16 protein-coding genes are annotated in these 15,512 nt (G+C 48.4%); 9 read left to right on the top strand and 7 right to left on the bottom strand.

Annotation, left to right across the window (positions count from 1 at the left end):
• Window positions 1–152 precede the first annotated feature (152 nt).
• A complete protein-coding gene (locus tag P6910_RS04505) occupies window positions 153–1,175 on the top strand; it encodes a hypothetical protein (protein WP_317145091.1) in 1,023 nt (340 codons plus the stop codon).
• A 9-nt stretch (window positions 1,176–1,184) separates the two neighbouring features.
• Here the strand turns inward: P6910_RS04505 and P6910_RS04500 are convergent, their stop codons facing one another.
• The gene (locus tag P6910_RS04500; protein ID WP_317145090.1) at window positions 1,185–1,334 is read right to left on the bottom strand and encodes a hypothetical protein; all 150 of its coding nucleotides are present in this window, start codon (window positions 1,332–1,334) and stop codon (window positions 1,185–1,187) included.
• Window positions 1,335–1,804: 470 nt separating this feature from the next.
• On the opposite strand from P6910_RS04500, the gene trmL reads away from it, so the two are divergent.
• Window positions 1,805–2,269 carry a tRNA (uridine(34)/cytosine(34)/5-carboxymethylaminomethyluridine(34)-2'-O)-methyltransferase TrmL gene (trmL, locus tag P6910_RS04495; protein ID WP_317145089.1) on the top strand — a complete coding sequence of 155 codons (465 nt, stop codon included), beginning with the start codon at window positions 1,805–1,807 and terminating at the stop codon, window positions 2,267–2,269.
• Window positions 2,270–2,400: 131 nt separating this feature from the next.
• Here trmL and secB read toward each other — a convergent pair whose 3' ends face one another.
• The 3 genes from secB to P6910_RS04480 form a co-directional block, all read right to left on the bottom strand.
• The gene (gene secB / locus P6910_RS04490; RefSeq protein ID WP_317145088.1) at window positions 2,401–2,865 is read right to left on the bottom strand and encodes a protein-export chaperone SecB; all 465 of its coding nucleotides are present in this window, start codon (window positions 2,863–2,865) and stop codon (window positions 2,401–2,403) included.
• A gap of 138 nt (window positions 2,866–3,003) precedes the next feature.
• Entirely contained in the window at window positions 3,004–3,255 is a 252-nt protein-coding gene (grxC, locus tag P6910_RS04485) for a glutaredoxin 3 (protein ID WP_317145087.1), read from the bottom strand.
• Between the two features lie 65 nt (window positions 3,256–3,320).
• Entirely contained in the window at window positions 3,321–3,737 is a 417-nt protein-coding gene (locus P6910_RS04480; protein WP_317145086.1) for a rhodanese-like domain-containing protein, read from the bottom strand.
• 446 nt (window positions 3,738–4,183) lie between these two features.
• Between P6910_RS04480 and gpmM the strand changes: the two genes are divergently transcribed.
• The gene (gpmM, locus tag P6910_RS04475) at window positions 4,184–5,713 is read left to right on the top strand and encodes a 2,3-bisphosphoglycerate-independent phosphoglycerate mutase (RefSeq protein WP_317145085.1); all 1,530 of its coding nucleotides are present in this window, start codon (window positions 4,184–4,186) and stop codon (window positions 5,711–5,713) included.
• Between the two features lie 61 nt (window positions 5,714–5,774).
• Here the strand turns inward: gpmM and P6910_RS04470 are convergent, their stop codons facing one another.
• A complete protein-coding gene (locus tag P6910_RS04470; protein WP_317145084.1) occupies window positions 5,775–6,395 on the bottom strand; it encodes an FKBP-type peptidyl-prolyl cis-trans isomerase in 621 nt (206 codons plus the stop codon).
• Between the two features lie 228 nt (window positions 6,396–6,623).
• Here P6910_RS04470 and P6910_RS04465 point away from each other — a divergent pair, with 228 nt between their 5' ends.
• The 4 genes from P6910_RS04465 (at window position 6,624) to P6910_RS04450 (ending at window position 10,500) form a co-directional block, all read left to right on the top strand.
• Window positions 6,624–8,057 carry a hypothetical protein gene (locus tag P6910_RS04465; protein ID WP_317145083.1) on the top strand — a complete coding sequence of 478 codons (1,434 nt, stop codon included), beginning with the start codon at window positions 6,624–6,626 and terminating at the stop codon, window positions 8,055–8,057.
• Window positions 8,058–8,214: 157 nt separating this feature from the next.
• On the top strand, window positions 8,215–8,496 hold the full coding sequence (locus P6910_RS04460) for a type II toxin-antitoxin system RelE/ParE family toxin (protein ID WP_317145082.1): 282 nt from the start codon (window positions 8,215–8,217) through the stop codon (window positions 8,494–8,496).
• A 10-nt stretch (window positions 8,497–8,506) separates the two neighbouring features.
• Window positions 8,507–8,812 (top strand): HigA family addiction module antitoxin, encoded by a 306-nt coding sequence (locus P6910_RS04455; protein ID WP_317145081.1) that lies wholly within the window; start codon window positions 8,507–8,509, stop codon window positions 8,810–8,812.
• A gap of 248 nt (window positions 8,813–9,060) precedes the next feature.
• Window positions 9,061–10,500, top strand: coding sequence for a hypothetical protein (locus P6910_RS04450; RefSeq protein ID WP_317145080.1), 1,440 nt, complete (start codon window positions 9,061–9,063; stop codon window positions 10,498–10,500).
• Between the two features lie 39 nt (window positions 10,501–10,539).
• On the opposite strand, the gene P6910_RS04445 is transcribed toward P6910_RS04450, so the two are convergent.
• On the bottom strand, window positions 10,540–11,529 hold the full coding sequence (locus P6910_RS04445; RefSeq protein ID WP_317146504.1) for an MBL fold metallo-hydrolase: 990 nt from the start codon (window positions 11,527–11,529) through the stop codon (window positions 10,540–10,542).
• 270 nt (window positions 11,530–11,799) lie between these two features.
• Between P6910_RS04445 and P6910_RS04440 the strand changes: the two genes are divergently transcribed.
• Together P6910_RS04440 and P6910_RS04435 are read left to right on the top strand one after the other, a co-directional pair.
• Complete coding sequence (locus P6910_RS04440) at window positions 11,800–12,924, top strand: murein hydrolase activator EnvC family protein (protein WP_317145079.1); 1,125 nt, start codon at window positions 11,800–11,802, stop codon at window positions 12,922–12,924.
• A 291-nt stretch (window positions 12,925–13,215) separates the two neighbouring features.
• Window positions 13,216–14,700, top strand: coding sequence for a S41 family peptidase (locus tag P6910_RS04435; protein WP_317145078.1), 1,485 nt, complete (start codon window positions 13,216–13,218; stop codon window positions 14,698–14,700).
• A 91-nt stretch (window positions 14,701–14,791) separates the two neighbouring features.
• Here the strand turns inward: P6910_RS04435 and P6910_RS04430 are convergent, their stop codons facing one another.
• Window positions 14,792–15,322, bottom strand: a complete 531-nt coding sequence (locus tag P6910_RS04430) for a hypothetical protein (protein WP_317145077.1) — start codon at window positions 15,320–15,322, stop codon at window positions 14,792–14,794.
• Window positions 15,323–15,512 lie beyond the last annotated feature (190 nt).

Here is a 15,512-nt window from a genome sequence, read left to right as displayed (position 1 = left end):
TGATTCCTGCTACCAAAAGCAGCTAAGAGCCTGTCGGACTTGAGACTGTCCTGCGCGGTAAATGATGAAGATGAGCGCAAACAGAATATAAAATGAACTTTTTACCGGCGAGGAACTCAGAGTAAATATAATTTGTTTAAAGGAAGTTGATAATGGATCCACTAACCACCACAGGGCAACAACCGGGCCTGAGTACTGTCTCACCTGAAAACAAACCCTCTGCTGACATTGAATCGTCGAAGTACCTTCCTGACGCCAGCAACGCAGAAACAGGCATTGAAACATCTCTTGTAAGCCGAAAAACAGAGCTTGCTAATGAAAGCCTGTTGAAGGGTACGCCTTTACCTTTGTACGTAAGTAAGTTTGCTAAAAACAATATGCTTCTGCCTGCTGTATTGAATACACCTGCGACTTCCTCTTTACTCAGGCCACTGGTTCAGTCACAGCAAACCGGTCAGCTGCCTAAGTTGACTGCGGTTTTATCTACGGCTGGCTGGGCTCCAGCCATTGCCCGCACTGTTACCCGTTATGCGATTGCCGATACGGTTCGAACAGCATCTGCCCAATTGCTTTATGGCGTGCCTTCGACAATGGAGCTGCCTGAAGACGCCCAGGGTAAAGCTAATTTTGCAGTCAACGGCACTACTGCCACACTGATGACAGTAGCCAGCCAGCCTTTTGCAGCGATGCAAATTAAACAGCAGATGAGAGATCGCAGTGTAAAAAAAGCTCAGGGAACTAAAACTATTCTGCAACAGGGTTTCAAAAGAACGCTAACATCGCCTTTTCGAGGAGTTACAAGCAATTGTCTTTCCGCCCTGCTGATGTTTTCGATGGATTCAATGGACAGGCAGCAGGTAAAACGACGGGATGAAGGGAAGCTTAGTGATTTTGAAATGAAGGCAACACAGTTTGGTGTGGGTGCAACGGTAGGTTTTATCAATAATATTCTCAAAACCAACGCCAATGGCCGAATACTGGGCAAAACCCACCAGGAGATTTTCAGACAACTGGCTGCTACTGCCGCTAAAAACCCTAGGGTTTTTGTTGCCCAGTTAGCTTATGCAACTGCCATGGGTGGTGTCTCCAATCTGATGTGGAGCGGTACTCTTCAGGCACTGGCTGCTGCCCATGAAAAGGTTGCTGAACATTATGCTTCGAAAGATGAAACCTGAAATATTCAGCTAATGTTCTGCTAAAAAATACAGGCGTTGTTCCAGATGGCCCTGTCGCTGGCGTTGCAGGTGTTCTGGCAGCAACTGGTAATCCTTGTTGTGAGACAGGTTGATCAACGCTCGCGCTTCCTCCGGGGTGAGGTGAAATCGATTGAGCATACATTTCATCGAATACGCCAGAAAAGCAACACCTATCAAGATAATCCTGTAAAACCCCTGAAAAAATAGTATCATCCCGACAGATTTATAAGGGCAAGAAATTTTCTTTCGGCCCTGGCCAGCTTTACTACTATTAATTGTGTAGCTTCCAAGGCAGAGCAGTATTCGAAGCGTGTATCAGCAAACCCTCAGGGAATTTAAAGAGGCTTCTGAAGATGAATCTGTCACCTTACGATCAATGCCGTAGCGATGAAAAGCAATGTAGCGTCGGACGCAGCTGTAACATTGTTGCTCTCTTTTTAACCATGGTTCTGATCTCAGGACTGGCTCAGGCTTCTGTCTGAAAGGTTAACAACCGTTTCTGTATCCATCGCCTTTAAAGATGTAGTGATGGGTATAGATTCGCTCACAACCATCAAGCTAAAAGCCTTATAATTCCACCTCGATGTACTGAATCAGTTCCCGCCAGCATGCTTGATATCGTTCTCTACCAGCCAGAAATTCCTCCCAATACAGGGAATATCATCCGCCTCTGTGCCAATACAGGTTTTCGCCTGCATCTGATCAGGCCTCTGGGGTTTGATCTTGATGATCAGCGTCTGAAACGGGCCGGACTGGATTACCATGAGTACGCCAATTTGCAGATTCATGACCACTATGAGGACTTTCTTAAAACAGTGAAACCCAAAAAAGTTCTGGCTTTGAGCACCAAAGGTACCACTCGCTATTCAGAACATGCCTTTGAACCCGGAGATGCTTTGATGTTCGGCCCGGAAACCAGAGGCCTGCCAACCGATATTTTGAATAGCCTGCCAAAGGATCAGGTACTGCGTTTGCCGATGTTGCCTGAAAGCAGAAGCCTGAACTTGTCCAATACCGTAGCCGTTATGGTGTATGAGGCCTGGAAGCAACTGGGGTTTCCCGGAGGGGAGTAAGAGAAGAGTGTGCCGGTCAATGACCGGCACTATTTATCTAAAAGCTATTCATGAGCTATTCATGAGCTATTCATGAGCTATTTATGAGCTATTTATGAGCTATCTATAGCTATCTGTTAGCTATCAGTCCGTCAGTTAACGGTAGCTTCCTGTTGTTCCCGCGCCTGCAGGTACAGGGCGTCGAAGTTAACAGGTGCCAGCATCAGCGGAGGGAAGCTGCCACGCAGAACCAGATTATCAATGGCTTCACGTGCGTATGGGAACAGAATGTTCGGGCAGAAAGCACCCAGAGTTCGGTGCAGTTCATCATCACCCAGACCTTTAACCAGGAAAACACCCGCCTGCTGAACTTCAGCCAGAAAAGCCGTTTCTTTCTCTTCTTCAGTGCCGTTCTGAACAGTAATGGTCAGAGACAGCACGACTTCATACATGTCATCGTGCAGCAGACGGTTAGTGGTGTTCAGGTCCAGCTTAACTTCTGGCTGCCACTGCGCCTGAAACATTTCCGGAGACTTTGGCGATTCAAAGGACAGGTCCTTTACGTAAATACGCTGCAGCGCAAACTGCGCCTGATCTTGCTGCTGATTCTCAGCCATTATCTTTTCCTTAAAAACATCGGTTCTAAATTCGCTTCCCACTTATTAGTGGGGATAAAAATACCAGTATCAAGTCTGGTAACCAGCCACTTTCAAAAACAGGCCCGATCCCATGAAGCTTCAGGAAACGAGTCCATTTTACTTCAGCAAGTCGTCCAATCTGCCAGCAGATTCCAGAGCATACAGGTCATCACATCCACCCACGTGGGTGTCGCCAATCCATATCTGAGGGACTGTGCGCGCACCTGCCTTGAGTGTCATCTCCTGACGGACATCGGGCTTACCGTCGACGCTGATAGTCTGGTAGCTGACCCCTTTGCTGTCCAGCAGCCTGAGCGCCTGATGGCAAAAGGGGCAATAAGCAGAAATATAAAGGGTAGCCTGAGCCATCTCTTTTCCATTGTTGGTAACAATGATTCAATCGTCTATCCGGGAGTGAATCATTCTCTGTTAATTTACTTCTTAACCAGAGGGAGACTATCGGCCGTCCAGGTGCCAATACCACCCTTCAGTCGGACAACCTGCTCAAACCCTGCGTCTTTCAACTGCTTGCCAACGGTCCCACTGTGTTGCCCCATGGCATCGACGATAACAATCGGCTTGTCTTTGTGTTTGTTCAGCTCGCCGATACGTTCAGCCATTTTGCCATAGGGCATGCTCACGGCATCAACGATATGACCTTTGCTGAAGTCGGCTTTTTCCCTGACGTCAAGTACTATAGCCCCCTGGTGGTTGATCAGCTGAGTCACTTCCTGAGAACCGACACTGTGTCCGCCCTTACGCATCTCGGTAAAGAGCAGTGCACACACCAGAGCTACCAGAGAACCCACCAGCAGAGGGTGGTTGCCTATAAATTCAATAATCTGTTCCATACCGAACCAGTACCAATATGCCTAAACGAGGGGAAAAAAAGCTCCCTGTCTCACCATTTAAGGAGAGAACAGCGCCAGTTTTCGTGATTAATTGCCGTAAGGCGACAAGTATACAGGCTGCTAAATAGAGTTACGACTGTGTGAACTAAAAGTGCACGGTAGTAAATTTCAACATAACGGGTCATGTATCACCCTCTGAAAACAGAGAAAATCAGGCTTTGACCATAACAATTGTTCTATTCTGCAAATTGTGAATTTCTATCCACCTGTCTCTGGAAACCAGCCGTAAAGCAGGTAAAATTCAAGGCCTTCACCTCTCAAAACAGTCCTGAGCCAAAAATGCTGCTCAACCCGGTTTCTGAGAATAGCTGCAATGTCTGTGAGAGCAGTGTTTCAAAGACACTATTTTGACCACTATTTAGGCCACTATGCCCAAGGTTTGATCCATGACTGACAAGCGCAAAACCACCGCCCTGATCATCCTCGATGGTTACGGTTACCGAAAAGAATCTGATTCCAATGCTATCCTGGCTGCCAATACACCGGTCATGGACCGCCTCCAGAAGGAGCATCCTTTCAGTTTTGTCTCAGGCTCCGGTATGGATGTGGGCCTGCCCGATGGTCAGATGGGTAACAGCGAAGTCGGTCACATGAACCTTGGTGCCGGTCGAGTGGTTTACCAGGACTTCACCCGTATCACAAAGTCTATTAAAGACGGCGACTTCTTCGAGAAGAAAGCATTTACAGACACGATCGACAAAGCCGTCTCAGCAGGAAAAGCGGTTCACATCATGGGTCTGTTGTCTCCTGGCGGTGTTCACAGCCACGAAGATCATATCAACGCCATGGTGGAACTGGCTGCCAAACGAGGCGCCAAAGAAGTCTATGTTCACGCTTTTCTGGATGGTCGTGATACCCCCCCGCGCAGCGCCGAAGCTTCGCTGGCAAAAACCGACGCACTCCTGAAGGAAAAAGGTATTGGCAGAGTGGCCAGCCTGATCGGTCGCTATTACGCAATGGATCGTGATAACCGCTGGGAGCGAGTGCAGGAAGCCTATGACCTGATGACTCTGGGCAAAGCAGAGTTTTCTGCCAAAACCGCTGTAGAAGGACTGCACGCGGCTTATGAGCGTGATGAGAATGACGAATTTGTAAAAGCTACCACCCTTGGTGAAAGCCCGGCCACCATCAATGATGGTGATGCGGTTCTGTTCATGAACTTCCGTGCCGACAGAGCCCGTGAAATCACCCGAGCCTTTGTAGAAAAAGATTTTGACGGTTTCCCTCGTCCCAAAGAACCCGCAACGGCTGGATTCGTGATGCTAACCCAGTACGCTGCCAGCATCGATACGGTATGTGCCTACCCACCTTCAGAACTCCCTGATACTCTGGGTGAATACATGGAAAAGCTGGGTAAAACACAGCTGCGTATTGCCGAGACTGAAAAATATGCTCACGTCACCTTCTTCTTCAGTGGCGGCCGGGAAGAGCCTTATAAAGGAGAAGAAAGAGTTCTGGTTGCTTCCCCCAAAGTCGCCACCTATGACCTCAAGCCTGAAATGAGCGCTCCGGAAGTGACTGACAAACTGGTCGCTGAAATCAAGAGCGGCAAGCATGACCTGATTGTCTGCAATTACGCTAACTGCGACATGGTGGGTCATACCGGCGTTTTTGATGCCGCTGTGAAAGCCGTGGAAGCCGTCGATCAAGCCATTGGCAGAGTCATTGCAGCGCTGGATGAAACCGGTGGTCAATGTCTGATTACCGCCGACCATGGTAACGCTGAGCAGATGGTTAACCCTAAAACCGGTCAGGCTCACACAGCCCACACCTGCGAGCTGGTTCCCCTCGTTTACTTTGGACCCAAAACCATTCAGTTGAAAGACGGTATTTTATCTGACATTGCCCCCACCCTGCTGGATCTGATGGGCCTCGAACAACCTGAAGAGATGACCGGTAAGTCTCTGGTGGGCTGATCCTTCCAGCATATTGGCAAAAGAGGACTGGAAGCAGGACGCTGCCAGTCCAAAGCTGCTGTCAGGAAACAGCCAGCAGCTCAACTTCAAAGACCAGGGTTGCATATGGGCCAATAGCACCACCTGCACCCTGGGCACCGTAAGCCAGGTTGTATGGAATAAACAGTTTCCATTTGGAGCCGACGGTCATCAGCTGCAGGGCCTCTGTCCAGCCAGCAATAACGCCGTTAACCGAGAATTCGATAGGCTCACCACGATCAACAGAACTGTCAAACACAGAACCGTTGAGCAGAGTACCGTGGTAGTGAGTGCGAACGGTGGAGTTGGGTCCCGGCTTTTCGCCATTCTCATCACCGGCTACCAGCACTTCGTACTGCAGGCCTGACTCAGTGACAGTCACCCCTTCACGCCTGGCATTTTCAACCAGGAACTTTTCACCCTCAGCAGACAGCTCCTTGGCTTTCTCAGCTTCCTTGGCCTGGATGCGCTGATGCATTTCATTGAACGCTTCTTGCAGAGCAGAATGCTCGACAGCACTTGGAGCCCCATTCAGGGAGTCAGCCAGACCGGCCAGAACGGCATCGATGGACAGACCTTCAACAGGATTGCTGGCCAGCTGGTCGCCCATTTGACGACCAATACCATAACTTACGCGCTCTTCGACACTTGTATATTCGGACATTGAATTATTCACTTTGGGTGAAACGGGTGTAAGCGATTCACATCGCTCAAGCTGACGCCACAAGCCTGCCTTTTCAGTATTCTTACGGCGAAAGGAAGCCATTGTACCACGAACCTGCCCGACTTCAGACTTAAAACCATAAAACAAGCATGTCGACAACAGCGGAACTAAAAGCCTGAAACTCCTGTCAAAACTTCGAGTCTTTAACAATTTTATAAGGAGTAACTCATGATTATCAGGAAAATGCCTATTTTGTTCGTGGCCGTGTTATCCATAAGCTTCAGTGCCATCCTCCAGGCTCAGGAAGAGCTGGTCTATGTACTCTGGAGCCTGGATTCCCATGCCGAAATGTATCTGGTTCAGCGTCTGGACAATGACGAACCTAGAGTTCTGGTCTCAATCAAGCGGGACATGTACATCGACGATGCGTATCAGGACCATGTTGGGAACATCGCTTACAAACGAAGCCGCACCGACATGATAAGGGGGGATTATGACCCCTCCCGAAACGCTGTGGCTGTGGCCAGAAAAATGGCCCGGGAAATGCTTGCAGAGCAGAAGCCGGTATTGGCCGAAAAGGGGATAGACCCTGCAAAAACACCCATTTCGTTCCTCTATGCAGTGGCTGGCTTTGATGCCGTCACGGCCAAAGAAGGAGATCTACGACACAAATTCTTTGACCCACAGGATGCTATCGTCGTTCAGGAACATGCAGAAAAAGCCATTAAGGAAACCTTTCAGAGTAGCGGAATAGCTCTGACAGACATCAGGACTACCCACCATACCGCATTGATCGGGGAAGCTATGAAACTGATGAACGCAGAAGATGAGCTGTTCGTTTTTAAAACCACCTACGATGTGGTCTGTTCTATGGAGCAGGGCGAGTTAAAAGCCCTCGATATGAAAATGCTGTACAGGGATGACTTGGAGCGTGCCGCTGAAACCCCTGGCACGCCAATGATGATTCCCAAACCCGTTCCCAGTGGCGGCGTTCACAGCCTCGGAGCCTATGCCAGTGACAAGTTTTTTGCCGATGCCGAAACATCTTGCAAAGACACTCTAACGGCATGTCAGGCAAAGCAGACACAATGGGAAGAGAAACTGGCACAACCGGAAGAATCTATGTCTCCTCAAGACTATCGAGAGATACTTTCAGAATTTTCTGCCTGCAAGGCCGATTTAAAGACCTGTCTGGGAGAAGAAAAACTGATGCTAAGCCGCCGGTATCTGAAACTACGCATTGATCCAGAGGCGTCAGACACTGAGTTCTTTGACCGCTATACGCAACGCAAGAGAAATAATGAGCTGGGCCACAAAATCCTGTTGCTCAGACTGCTGGATGCAGAAGCGCCAATAACTCTCAGACAGTGGTATGCTGATCAAATGAGAGACTGCATGCACCCCACTCTGGATCAGATAGAGAAACGTGCTGCAAGCATGATTGCCAGAGCGGCAGAAAAGGGAAAATCCAATCCGCCCAATGTCTACTTTCTGGGGGAGTACGCCGAAATGATCGAGACTGATTTTGTCAATGTCATCATCACAGAGCACCTTAAGGCGTGGGGGCTGACCTACTCTTACATCAACAAGCAGGAGACTGAGCAATTGATAGTGGCTGGAGCTCTGAGGGTTATTGACTCACTCCGTCAGGCTAATCACTAAGCCCGATAAGCGGGAGAGGTGCTATAAAGCTCTTCCGCGTTATTCCATTCGAGTCAGTTTTCTTTCCCTGTCCAAAGCCCATAATCTGAGTCTTAATCGCTTTTGACACCATTCTGGTTACACTCTAAACTGTCACCAATATGGTTACGGTGATTTCATGGCAATACAGACATTCCTTCACAAAGGTTTGGAAGATTATTTTTACGATGGCACAACCAAAGGGATAACCCCGAAACATAAGAATCGTATAGCCCGATTGCTAGATATTCTTGACCAGGCAAAGAAACCGCGTGATATGAGGATTCCAGGCTTCAACTTTCACAAGCTGGAGCCAAAAACAGCAGGTCGTTATTCGGTCCATGTAAACGGGCCCTGGTGCATCACCTTTGAGTTTGAAGGGCAGGATGCAATCAGAGTTGATTATGAGCAGTACCACTGAGGAAAAAATTATGTCCAAGAGAATCAGAAGCAGAAAGCCGACCCATCCCGGACAGATTGTAAAAATGGATGTGCTTGAGCCTTTGGATCTTTCGGTCACTGAAGCGGCAAAAGTTCTGAATGTTTCCAGAAAGCATTTATCCGCTTTCGTGAACGAACGAATACCATGCAGCAAGGATATGGCCAAGCGTTTGGCTATTGCTCTGGGTACCTCTGTAGATGTATGGCTCGGAATGCAAAATGCTCTGGATATTTGGGAAATGGAAAACAGTAATGATGAGTGTTATCAGGCCGTAGGAAAACTGGCTACCGGCTGAAAAAGGTCGGGGGGATTCATTGTTTTCTCGATTGCCACCGTTTTTGAGAGTGTTAGGTTCTCAAAACCCATTCTCAATAGCTTTTTCTCAATTCACTACACCCCGATGGGTTGTACCACGAACCTGCCCGACTTCAGACTTAAAACCATATGTGTTGATAAAACAAGAATATCGACAACAGAGGAACTAAAAGCCTGAAATTCCTGTCTAAACTATTGAGTCTTTATTAATTTTATAAGGAGTAACTCATGATTATCAGGAAAGTGCCTATTCTGTTCGTGGCCCTGTTTTCGATAAGTTTCAGTGTCATCCTCCAGGCTCAGGAAGAGCTGGTCTATGTACTCTGGAGCTTGAATTCCCGTGCCGAAATGTATCTGGTTCAGCGTCTGGACAATGACAAACCCAGAGTTCTGGTCTCGATCAAGCGGGACATGAGTATCGACGACGCGTATCTGGATCATGTTGGCAACATTGCTTCCAAACGAACCCGCACCGACATGAAGAGCGGTGATTATGACCCCTCCCGAAACGCTGTGGCTGTGGCCAGAAAAATGTCCCTGGAAATGCTTGCAGAGCAGAAGCCGGTATTAGCCCAAAAGGGGATAGATCCTGCAAAAACACCTGCTTCGTTCCTCTATGCAGTAGCTGGCTTTGATGCCGCCACGGCCAAAGAAGGAGATGGACTATACACCTTCTTTGACCCACAGGATGTTATCGACATTCAAAAACAGGCAGAAACAGCCATTAAGGAAACTTTTCAGAATAGCGCAATAGCTCTGACAGACATCAGGACTACCCGCGATACCGCATTGATCGGGGAAGCTATGAAACTGATGAACGCAGAAGATGAGCTGTTCGTTTTTAAAACCACCTACGATCTGGTGTGTTCCATGGAACAGGGCGAGTTAAAAACCGTTGATATGAAAATGCTTTATAAGGATCACAAGAAGCGTGCCGCTGAAACCCTTAGCATGCCAATGATGGTTCCCAGACCGCCTAAACCGCCCAAATCCGTTCCCAGTGGCAGCATTCACAGCATCGGAGCCTTTGCCAGTGACCGGTTTTTTTCCAATTCCGAAACAGCTTGCAGAGACACTATAGAGACATGTAAGCGAAAGGTGTCACAATTGCAAGAATATGATTCTGATCAACAGCGCCAGCAGGTTTCTTCAGACGCATTTGCTTGTGTGGCTGATATAAAGACCTGCTTGGTAGAGCTAATTAAGGAAGGAGAGATCACTACCCAACACTACCTGAAGCAACACATTGATCCAGATGCATCGGACAGAGAGTTCTTTGATCGTTATACTCAGCGCAAGAGAAAAAATGAGCTGGGTCATAGAATTTTGTTACTCAGACTGCAGGATTCAGAAGCACCAGCAGCGCTCAAAGAGTGGTACGTTGCTCACATGAAAGACACCATGCAACCCACTCTGAACGAGATAGAGAAACGTGCTGCAAGCATGATTGCCAAAGCGAGAGAAAAGGGGAAATCCAATCCGCCTCATGTTTACTTTCTGGGCGAGTACGCCGAAATCAACGAGATTGACTTTGTCAACGTCTTGTTCAGAGAGCGCCTTAAGGAATGGGGGTTGACTTATTCCTACATCAGCAAGCAGGAGACTGACCAATTTATAGCGGCTGGAGCCCTGAGGGTTATCGACTCGCTCCGTCAGGCTAATCACTAAGCCCGATAAGCGGGAGAAGTACTATAAAGCTCTTCCGCGTTATTCCATTCGAGTCAGTTTTCTTTCCCTGTCCAAAGCCCAACAGGCGAAATCTTCGGCCAACTCAATCTGGCCACTGAAAACCGCTTGAGCTTCGCTTCTGAGTGCTTCAACCGATGAGGCAAAGTCAGAGGCATGTTTTCGATAACGACCACTGATGTGAGTCAGGATGATATGACTCACTCCACCTTTTTCGGCTGCTTCACCCACCATTCTGGCTGTACTGTGCATATATTGGGGTCCGACTTTTTCCAGAACAGGCTCCGTGAAGGTGGCTTCATGCACCAGCACATCAACACCTTTCATGGCGTCTATCAACAGATCAGGCTGGTCATTATCGCCACCAATAATAGCCACCCTGCCCGACCGGGGCGGCTGTCTTACATCTCGAGGATGAATAACCCTACCGTCCGGTGAGGTGACACTATTGCCATTCTGCAACTCACCCCAAAGCGCTCCCCTCGGCACGCCCAACGCTGCCAGTTTGTCCTGATCCATTGATTGAATAACAGGCTTCTCTGCGAAGCGGTAGGCATAGCTGGGAACGCGATGGGACAGCTCATGGGAAGTCACTTTAAAATTCTTATCCTGAAAGTGAAAACCCGATTGATCACTGCGAATAAAATTCAGTTCAAAGGGCATATTGCGAACGGCAGCACATTTGAGTGAGTGTCTGACAAAACTTTCCACGCCTTCTGGTGCACAGATCATTAAAGGGGCTCTCCTGCCCTGCATACTGGCACTGGTGATCAAGCCTGGCAGTCCAAAAATGTGGTCACCATGAACGTGGGTAATGAAGATACCTGCAAGATTGGACAGGGTGTAACGGCTCTTTGTTCGCTGAGGGCCTGGGCTCTCTATCCGCTGAGGGCTCTCTGTTCGCTGAGGGCTCTCTGTTCGCTGAGGGCTCTTTGTCAGCAGTCGCTGCTGAGTTCCTTCACCACAATCAACCAGATACCAGTCTCGACTTTCATCCAGAGCCAGAGCCATTGCGGTCACATTTCTGTCTGCGGTAGGAGACCCTGCCGAGGTTCCGAGAAAAGTAAATCTCATAAAATTGTCGTTTACCTGCACAGTTTTCCCAGATGGGTTATGCCGTCTTTCTGCTTTTGGAACAGCATAACACGTTACTGGGAGCGGAAAACAAATCGGAAGCAAGCTGCATATAAGTATGTGAAAGCCCGACCATTCAGGGCATACTCAAACATCTACTAAAAAAATCAATGGCATTTGAGTATGAGAATCACGGCTGCAAACATAATGTTCGCCGTAGCCCTGACTCTGTTCAATTTTATGAACAGCGGAACGGCCCACGCAGAATCCGTGGAAAAAGAATCCCCCCAGGCCCAGCTGGAGGCGATCAACGGAGACATTAAACATCTGAAAAAGCTGCTGGACAAGCTCAACAACGAACGCTCATCTGCCGAGAGGCATTTGCAATCTGCCGAAACAGAAATAAGCCAGCTGCAAAACTCTATTCGTAAAATAGAAAAAACTCTGGAGCAGGGGCAAGCCGACATAAAAAAGCTCGAAAGCCGTCAGCAGGCTCTGACGGCGCAGAAAAATAAAGAAAAAAGTCGCATCGCCAACAGTGTACGCTCCGTTTACTTTGCCAGCCGCGACAATCGGCTGAAGTTACTATTGAATCAGGAAGACCCGGAAGAAGTATCCAGGCACCTGACCTACCTGAAGCATCTTCAGAAAGCTCAGCTGGAGGCTATCGAAGCTTTCGAGAAAACGCTGACCGACATAGAAGACAACAGACAACAGCAGCAGGCTCTGAACGACAGGCTGGAAGAACAGCAAGCGGACCTTACCCAAAAACAGGACCGGTTGATTAAATCCAGAAATGACCGGAAACAGTTAATCTCCAGAATTAATCATCAATTCAAAAGCAATGACCGGGAGCTGGACTCCCTCAATCAACAAAAGCAACAGCTTCAGACCCTTCTGGCCCAGCTGGCTGCCAGAAAACCAGCCAGTTCTGCTATTCAGCAGTCCAGGGGAAAACTTTCCTGGCCGGTTAAAGGTCGGGTTTTGTATGGTTTCAACCAGCAGCGACCAGATACCCGAATGCGCTGGAAGGGAATTCTTATTTCGGTAAAAGCCGGAACCAAAGTCAGTGCCATACACGACGGCACTGTCATTTTTTCTGACTGGCTAAGAGGTTACGGTCAGCTGATCATTGTAGACCACGGCAATCATTACCTGTCACTGTACGCACATAACCAATGGCTACTGAAGAAAGAAGGTGAGACAGTTCTGGCCGGAGAGGAATTGGCACTCAGCGGTCAGTCAGGGGGACAGAGCGAACCCGGAGTCTATCTGGAAATCCGACACAAGGGAAAGCCGCAGAATCCGGTTCCATGGCTATCAAAATTGTAAGAGAAGAATCATAAAACATCGTCCCATAAAAGATTGCAGAAACGTTGGGTTGAACCGATAAAACAGAGAGCTTCAGGTTTTCTTATCCCTTATTTTTCCGGCTGAACCTGAAGCATTGAAAGACAGGGCACAGCGCAGTCTGTTACACAAAGCTGCCTATACTTCAGTACCGGACCACCGGAATGCCGGCCACCGGAATGCCGGCCACCGGTTGTCGGCCACCCGAACCATGAACATTGCCGCAGGATCAGAAATAGCGGCATTTTCATCATAAATGTGCAGGGAGAATTCATGACAAAATCTTTTTCTACTTCCCGGCAGCCGATGCCACAATGGATAAAAGCCGCTGTGCTGGCATTGGCATCCGGGTTTGCCCTGCAAGGCTGGTCAGCTCCTATTGACCGGGGAGAGAAGCCCGCCCCGGCAGCCGTTGAACCCGCCGAGCCAGAAGCCGATGCCAAAGCGGCAAAGGAAGAGAAGAAAGGCGCACTGCCACTGGAAGAGTTGCGTACCTTCACCGAGGTCCTGCAACTTATCAAAAGTGCCTATGTTGAAGATATAGATGATAAGACTCTTCTGGATAATGCGATCCAGGGTATGGTTTCAGGCCTGGACCCCCATTCCTCTTACCTGAAACCAGACGACTTTAAAGAACTTGAAATCAATACCTCCGGAAAGTTTGGCGGGCTGGGTATCGAAGTCGGTATGGAAAACGGTTTTATCAAGGTCATCGCTCCTATTGATGACACCCCGGCCCAGAAAGCCGGCGTAAAGGCGGGCGACCTGATCATCAAGCTGGATGACGTTTCCGTAAAAGGTATGACTCTGATGGAGTCTGTCGACAAGATGCGTGGCAAGCCCGGAGAGCCCATCAAGTTGACGATAGTTCGTGAAGGGACGCCCAAGCCCATTAACCTGGTTGTCAAACGCGACATCATCAAAGTGCAAAGTGTTAAGTCCCGGGTTCTGGAGGATGGCTATGGGTACATTCGCCTGAGCCAGTTCCAGTCTGAATCCGACAAGGAAGTGGTTGAACACCTTAACCAACTCAAAAAGTCTCAGAACGGGAAACTGAAGGGTCTGGTACTTGATCTTCGAAACAACCCCGGCGGTGTTCTTCAGTCAGCAGTGGGAGTTGTAGACGCCTTTATCAAAGAAGGACTGATCGTCTACACCAAAGGAAATATCCCCAACTCTCAGCTCAGCTTTAAAGCCAGCAAAGATGATCCTTCCGAAGGTATGCCTCTGGTAGTACTCATCAATGGCGGTTCAGCATCGGCTTCTGAAATCGTCGCTGGAGCCCTGCAAGACCATCACAGAGCCGTTCTGGTCGGCACCGAATCTTTCGGCAAAGGCTCCGTTCAGACTGTACTGCCTCTGAGCAATAATAAAGAGAAAGGTCTGAAACTTACTACGGCTCTCTATTACACACCCAATGGTCGTTCAATTCAGGCTGAGGGTATAAAGCCTGACATTTTTGTACCAAGAGCTAAAGTGACACCTGAAGAAGACATATCCGATTACAAGGAAGCGGACTTGCAGGGTCATCTTACCAACGGCAATAGGAAGTCTGAAAAAGGCAACCACAAGAAAAGCAAACAGCTTAAAGGCAAGCAGAAGGACGAGTCGGATTCTCTGGCCGAGCAGGATTATCAGTTAAGCCAGGCTCTTAATGTTCTTAAGGGCATTCACATAAATGCCACCCGGGACAAGAAAAAGCCCTCCGCATTGGCCGAAGAACCCAAAGAGACTATGAAAACAGCAACGACTCTCTAAAACAAAAAACCGTCTGGAGCCATCCAGGCGGTTTTTATTTATCCTCAAAAATCAGCCATCAAAACAGAAAGCCAGATGGATTCACCGCATTTCAGAACCTGAATTCAATCCCCAGACTGATGACAGGCTGCTCTTTACTGTCAGACCTTGTGCGTTGCAATAACGTATTGGCTGTAGACTCTAAAACAGTACTCTCTACCCCTTCAGGCCCTGTGTCCAGAAAAGTACCTAAGTCGACACTGAGATCGACCCGTTTGGCATCATCAAGAAGCTTTTTCCAACCGACACCGACATAGGCTTGCTGCCCTTCACCAGAAAAATAGGCCTTACCCAGTTTCTTCGAGTCACCCGAAAATGCTCCTGCAGAAACTCTGAAGCCACTTTCAAAAGGGTAGTAATCAATCACCAGACCGTTTTTTGAAGCAGAGCTATGAGTATCGGGAGCAGAAAGACCATCACCGATCAACGAATAAGCACGAAGACCAAAAGTGTGGCTGCTTGCTGTTTGTTGGCTGCTCAAAACCTCACCGCCGGTTTCTGCAGGGATAAAATCGGCATCATCTGCCAGAGTATTTACGGAAAGCATCATGCAGACTGCGAAGATTGAAGGACCGCCGTTCATTATCCTTTCTCCGGGAATCATGATTCGGAACAGGGATCTCTACCCTATCCTCTCCGGAAAAGCCGAAGCAAGTCAACCATTCAACGAGTGAATCCTGAAAGCAACTCACGAATTCTCCTTCTGATCATCTGACTCCCATATTGATAAACTATCTTTTCTTAATGAAAAAATTTCTCACCACTTTTATCAA

This window comes from Endozoicomonas sp. 8E, assembly GCF_032883915.1.
GTDB lineage: Bacteria > Pseudomonadota > Gammaproteobacteria > Pseudomonadales > Endozoicomonadaceae > Endozoicomonas_A.
Note: the sequence above shows the minus strand (reverse complement) of the source record. Positions and strands in the feature narration are given on the sequence as shown.

Bases quoted from the DNA above. Each gene is read 5' to 3' on its own strand.
- trmL (WP_317145089.1), top strand. From the start codon at position 1,805: ATGCTTGATATCGTTCTCTACCAGCCAGAAATTCCTCCCAATACAGGG.
- gpmM (WP_317145085.1), top strand. From the start codon at position 4,184: ATGACTGACAAGCGCAAAACCACCGCCCTGATCATCCTCGATGGTTAC.
- P6910_RS04450 (WP_317145080.1), top strand. From the start codon at position 9,061: ATGATTATCAGGAAAGTGCCTATTCTGTTCGTGGCCCTGTTTTCGATA.
- P6910_RS04435 (WP_317145078.1), top strand. From the start codon at position 13,216: ATGACAAAATCTTTTTCTACTTCCCGGCAGCCGATGCCACAATGGATA.
- P6910_RS04445 (WP_317146504.1), bottom strand. From the start codon at position 11,529: ATGGCTCTGGCTCTGGATGAAAGTCGAGACTGGTATCTGGTTGATTGT.
- P6910_RS04470 (WP_317145084.1), bottom strand. From the start codon at position 6,395: ATGTCCGAATATACAAGTGTCGAAGAGCGCGTAAGTTATGGTATTGGT.
- secB (WP_317145088.1), bottom strand. From the start codon at position 2,865: ATGGCTGAGAATCAGCAGCAAGATCAGGCGCAGTTTGCGCTGCAGCGT.
- P6910_RS04430 (WP_317145077.1), bottom strand. From the start codon at position 15,322: ATGAACGGCGGTCCTTCAATCTTCGCAGTCTGCATGATGCTTTCCGTA.
- P6910_RS04505 (WP_317145091.1), top strand. From the start codon at position 153: ATGGATCCACTAACCACCACAGGGCAACAACCGGGCCTGAGTACTGTC.
- P6910_RS04460 (WP_317145082.1), top strand. From the start codon at position 8,215: ATGGCAATACAGACATTCCTTCACAAAGGTTTGGAAGATTATTTTTAC.
- P6910_RS04480 (WP_317145086.1), bottom strand. From the start codon at position 3,737: ATGGAACAGATTATTGAATTTATAGGCAACCACCCTCTGCTGGTGGGT.
- P6910_RS04440 (WP_317145079.1), top strand. From the start codon at position 11,800: ATGTTCGCCGTAGCCCTGACTCTGTTCAATTTTATGAACAGCGGAACG.
- P6910_RS04455 (WP_317145081.1), top strand. From the start codon at position 8,507: ATGTCCAAGAGAATCAGAAGCAGAAAGCCGACCCATCCCGGACAGATT.
- grxC (WP_317145087.1), bottom strand. From the start codon at position 3,255: ATGGCTCAGGCTACCCTTTATATTTCTGCTTATTGCCCCTTTTGCCAT.
- P6910_RS04500 (WP_317145090.1), bottom strand. From the start codon at position 1,334: ATGCTCAATCGATTTCACCTCACCCCGGAGGAAGCGCGAGCGTTGATC.
- P6910_RS04465 (WP_317145083.1), top strand. From the start codon at position 6,624: ATGATTATCAGGAAAATGCCTATTTTGTTCGTGGCCGTGTTATCCATA.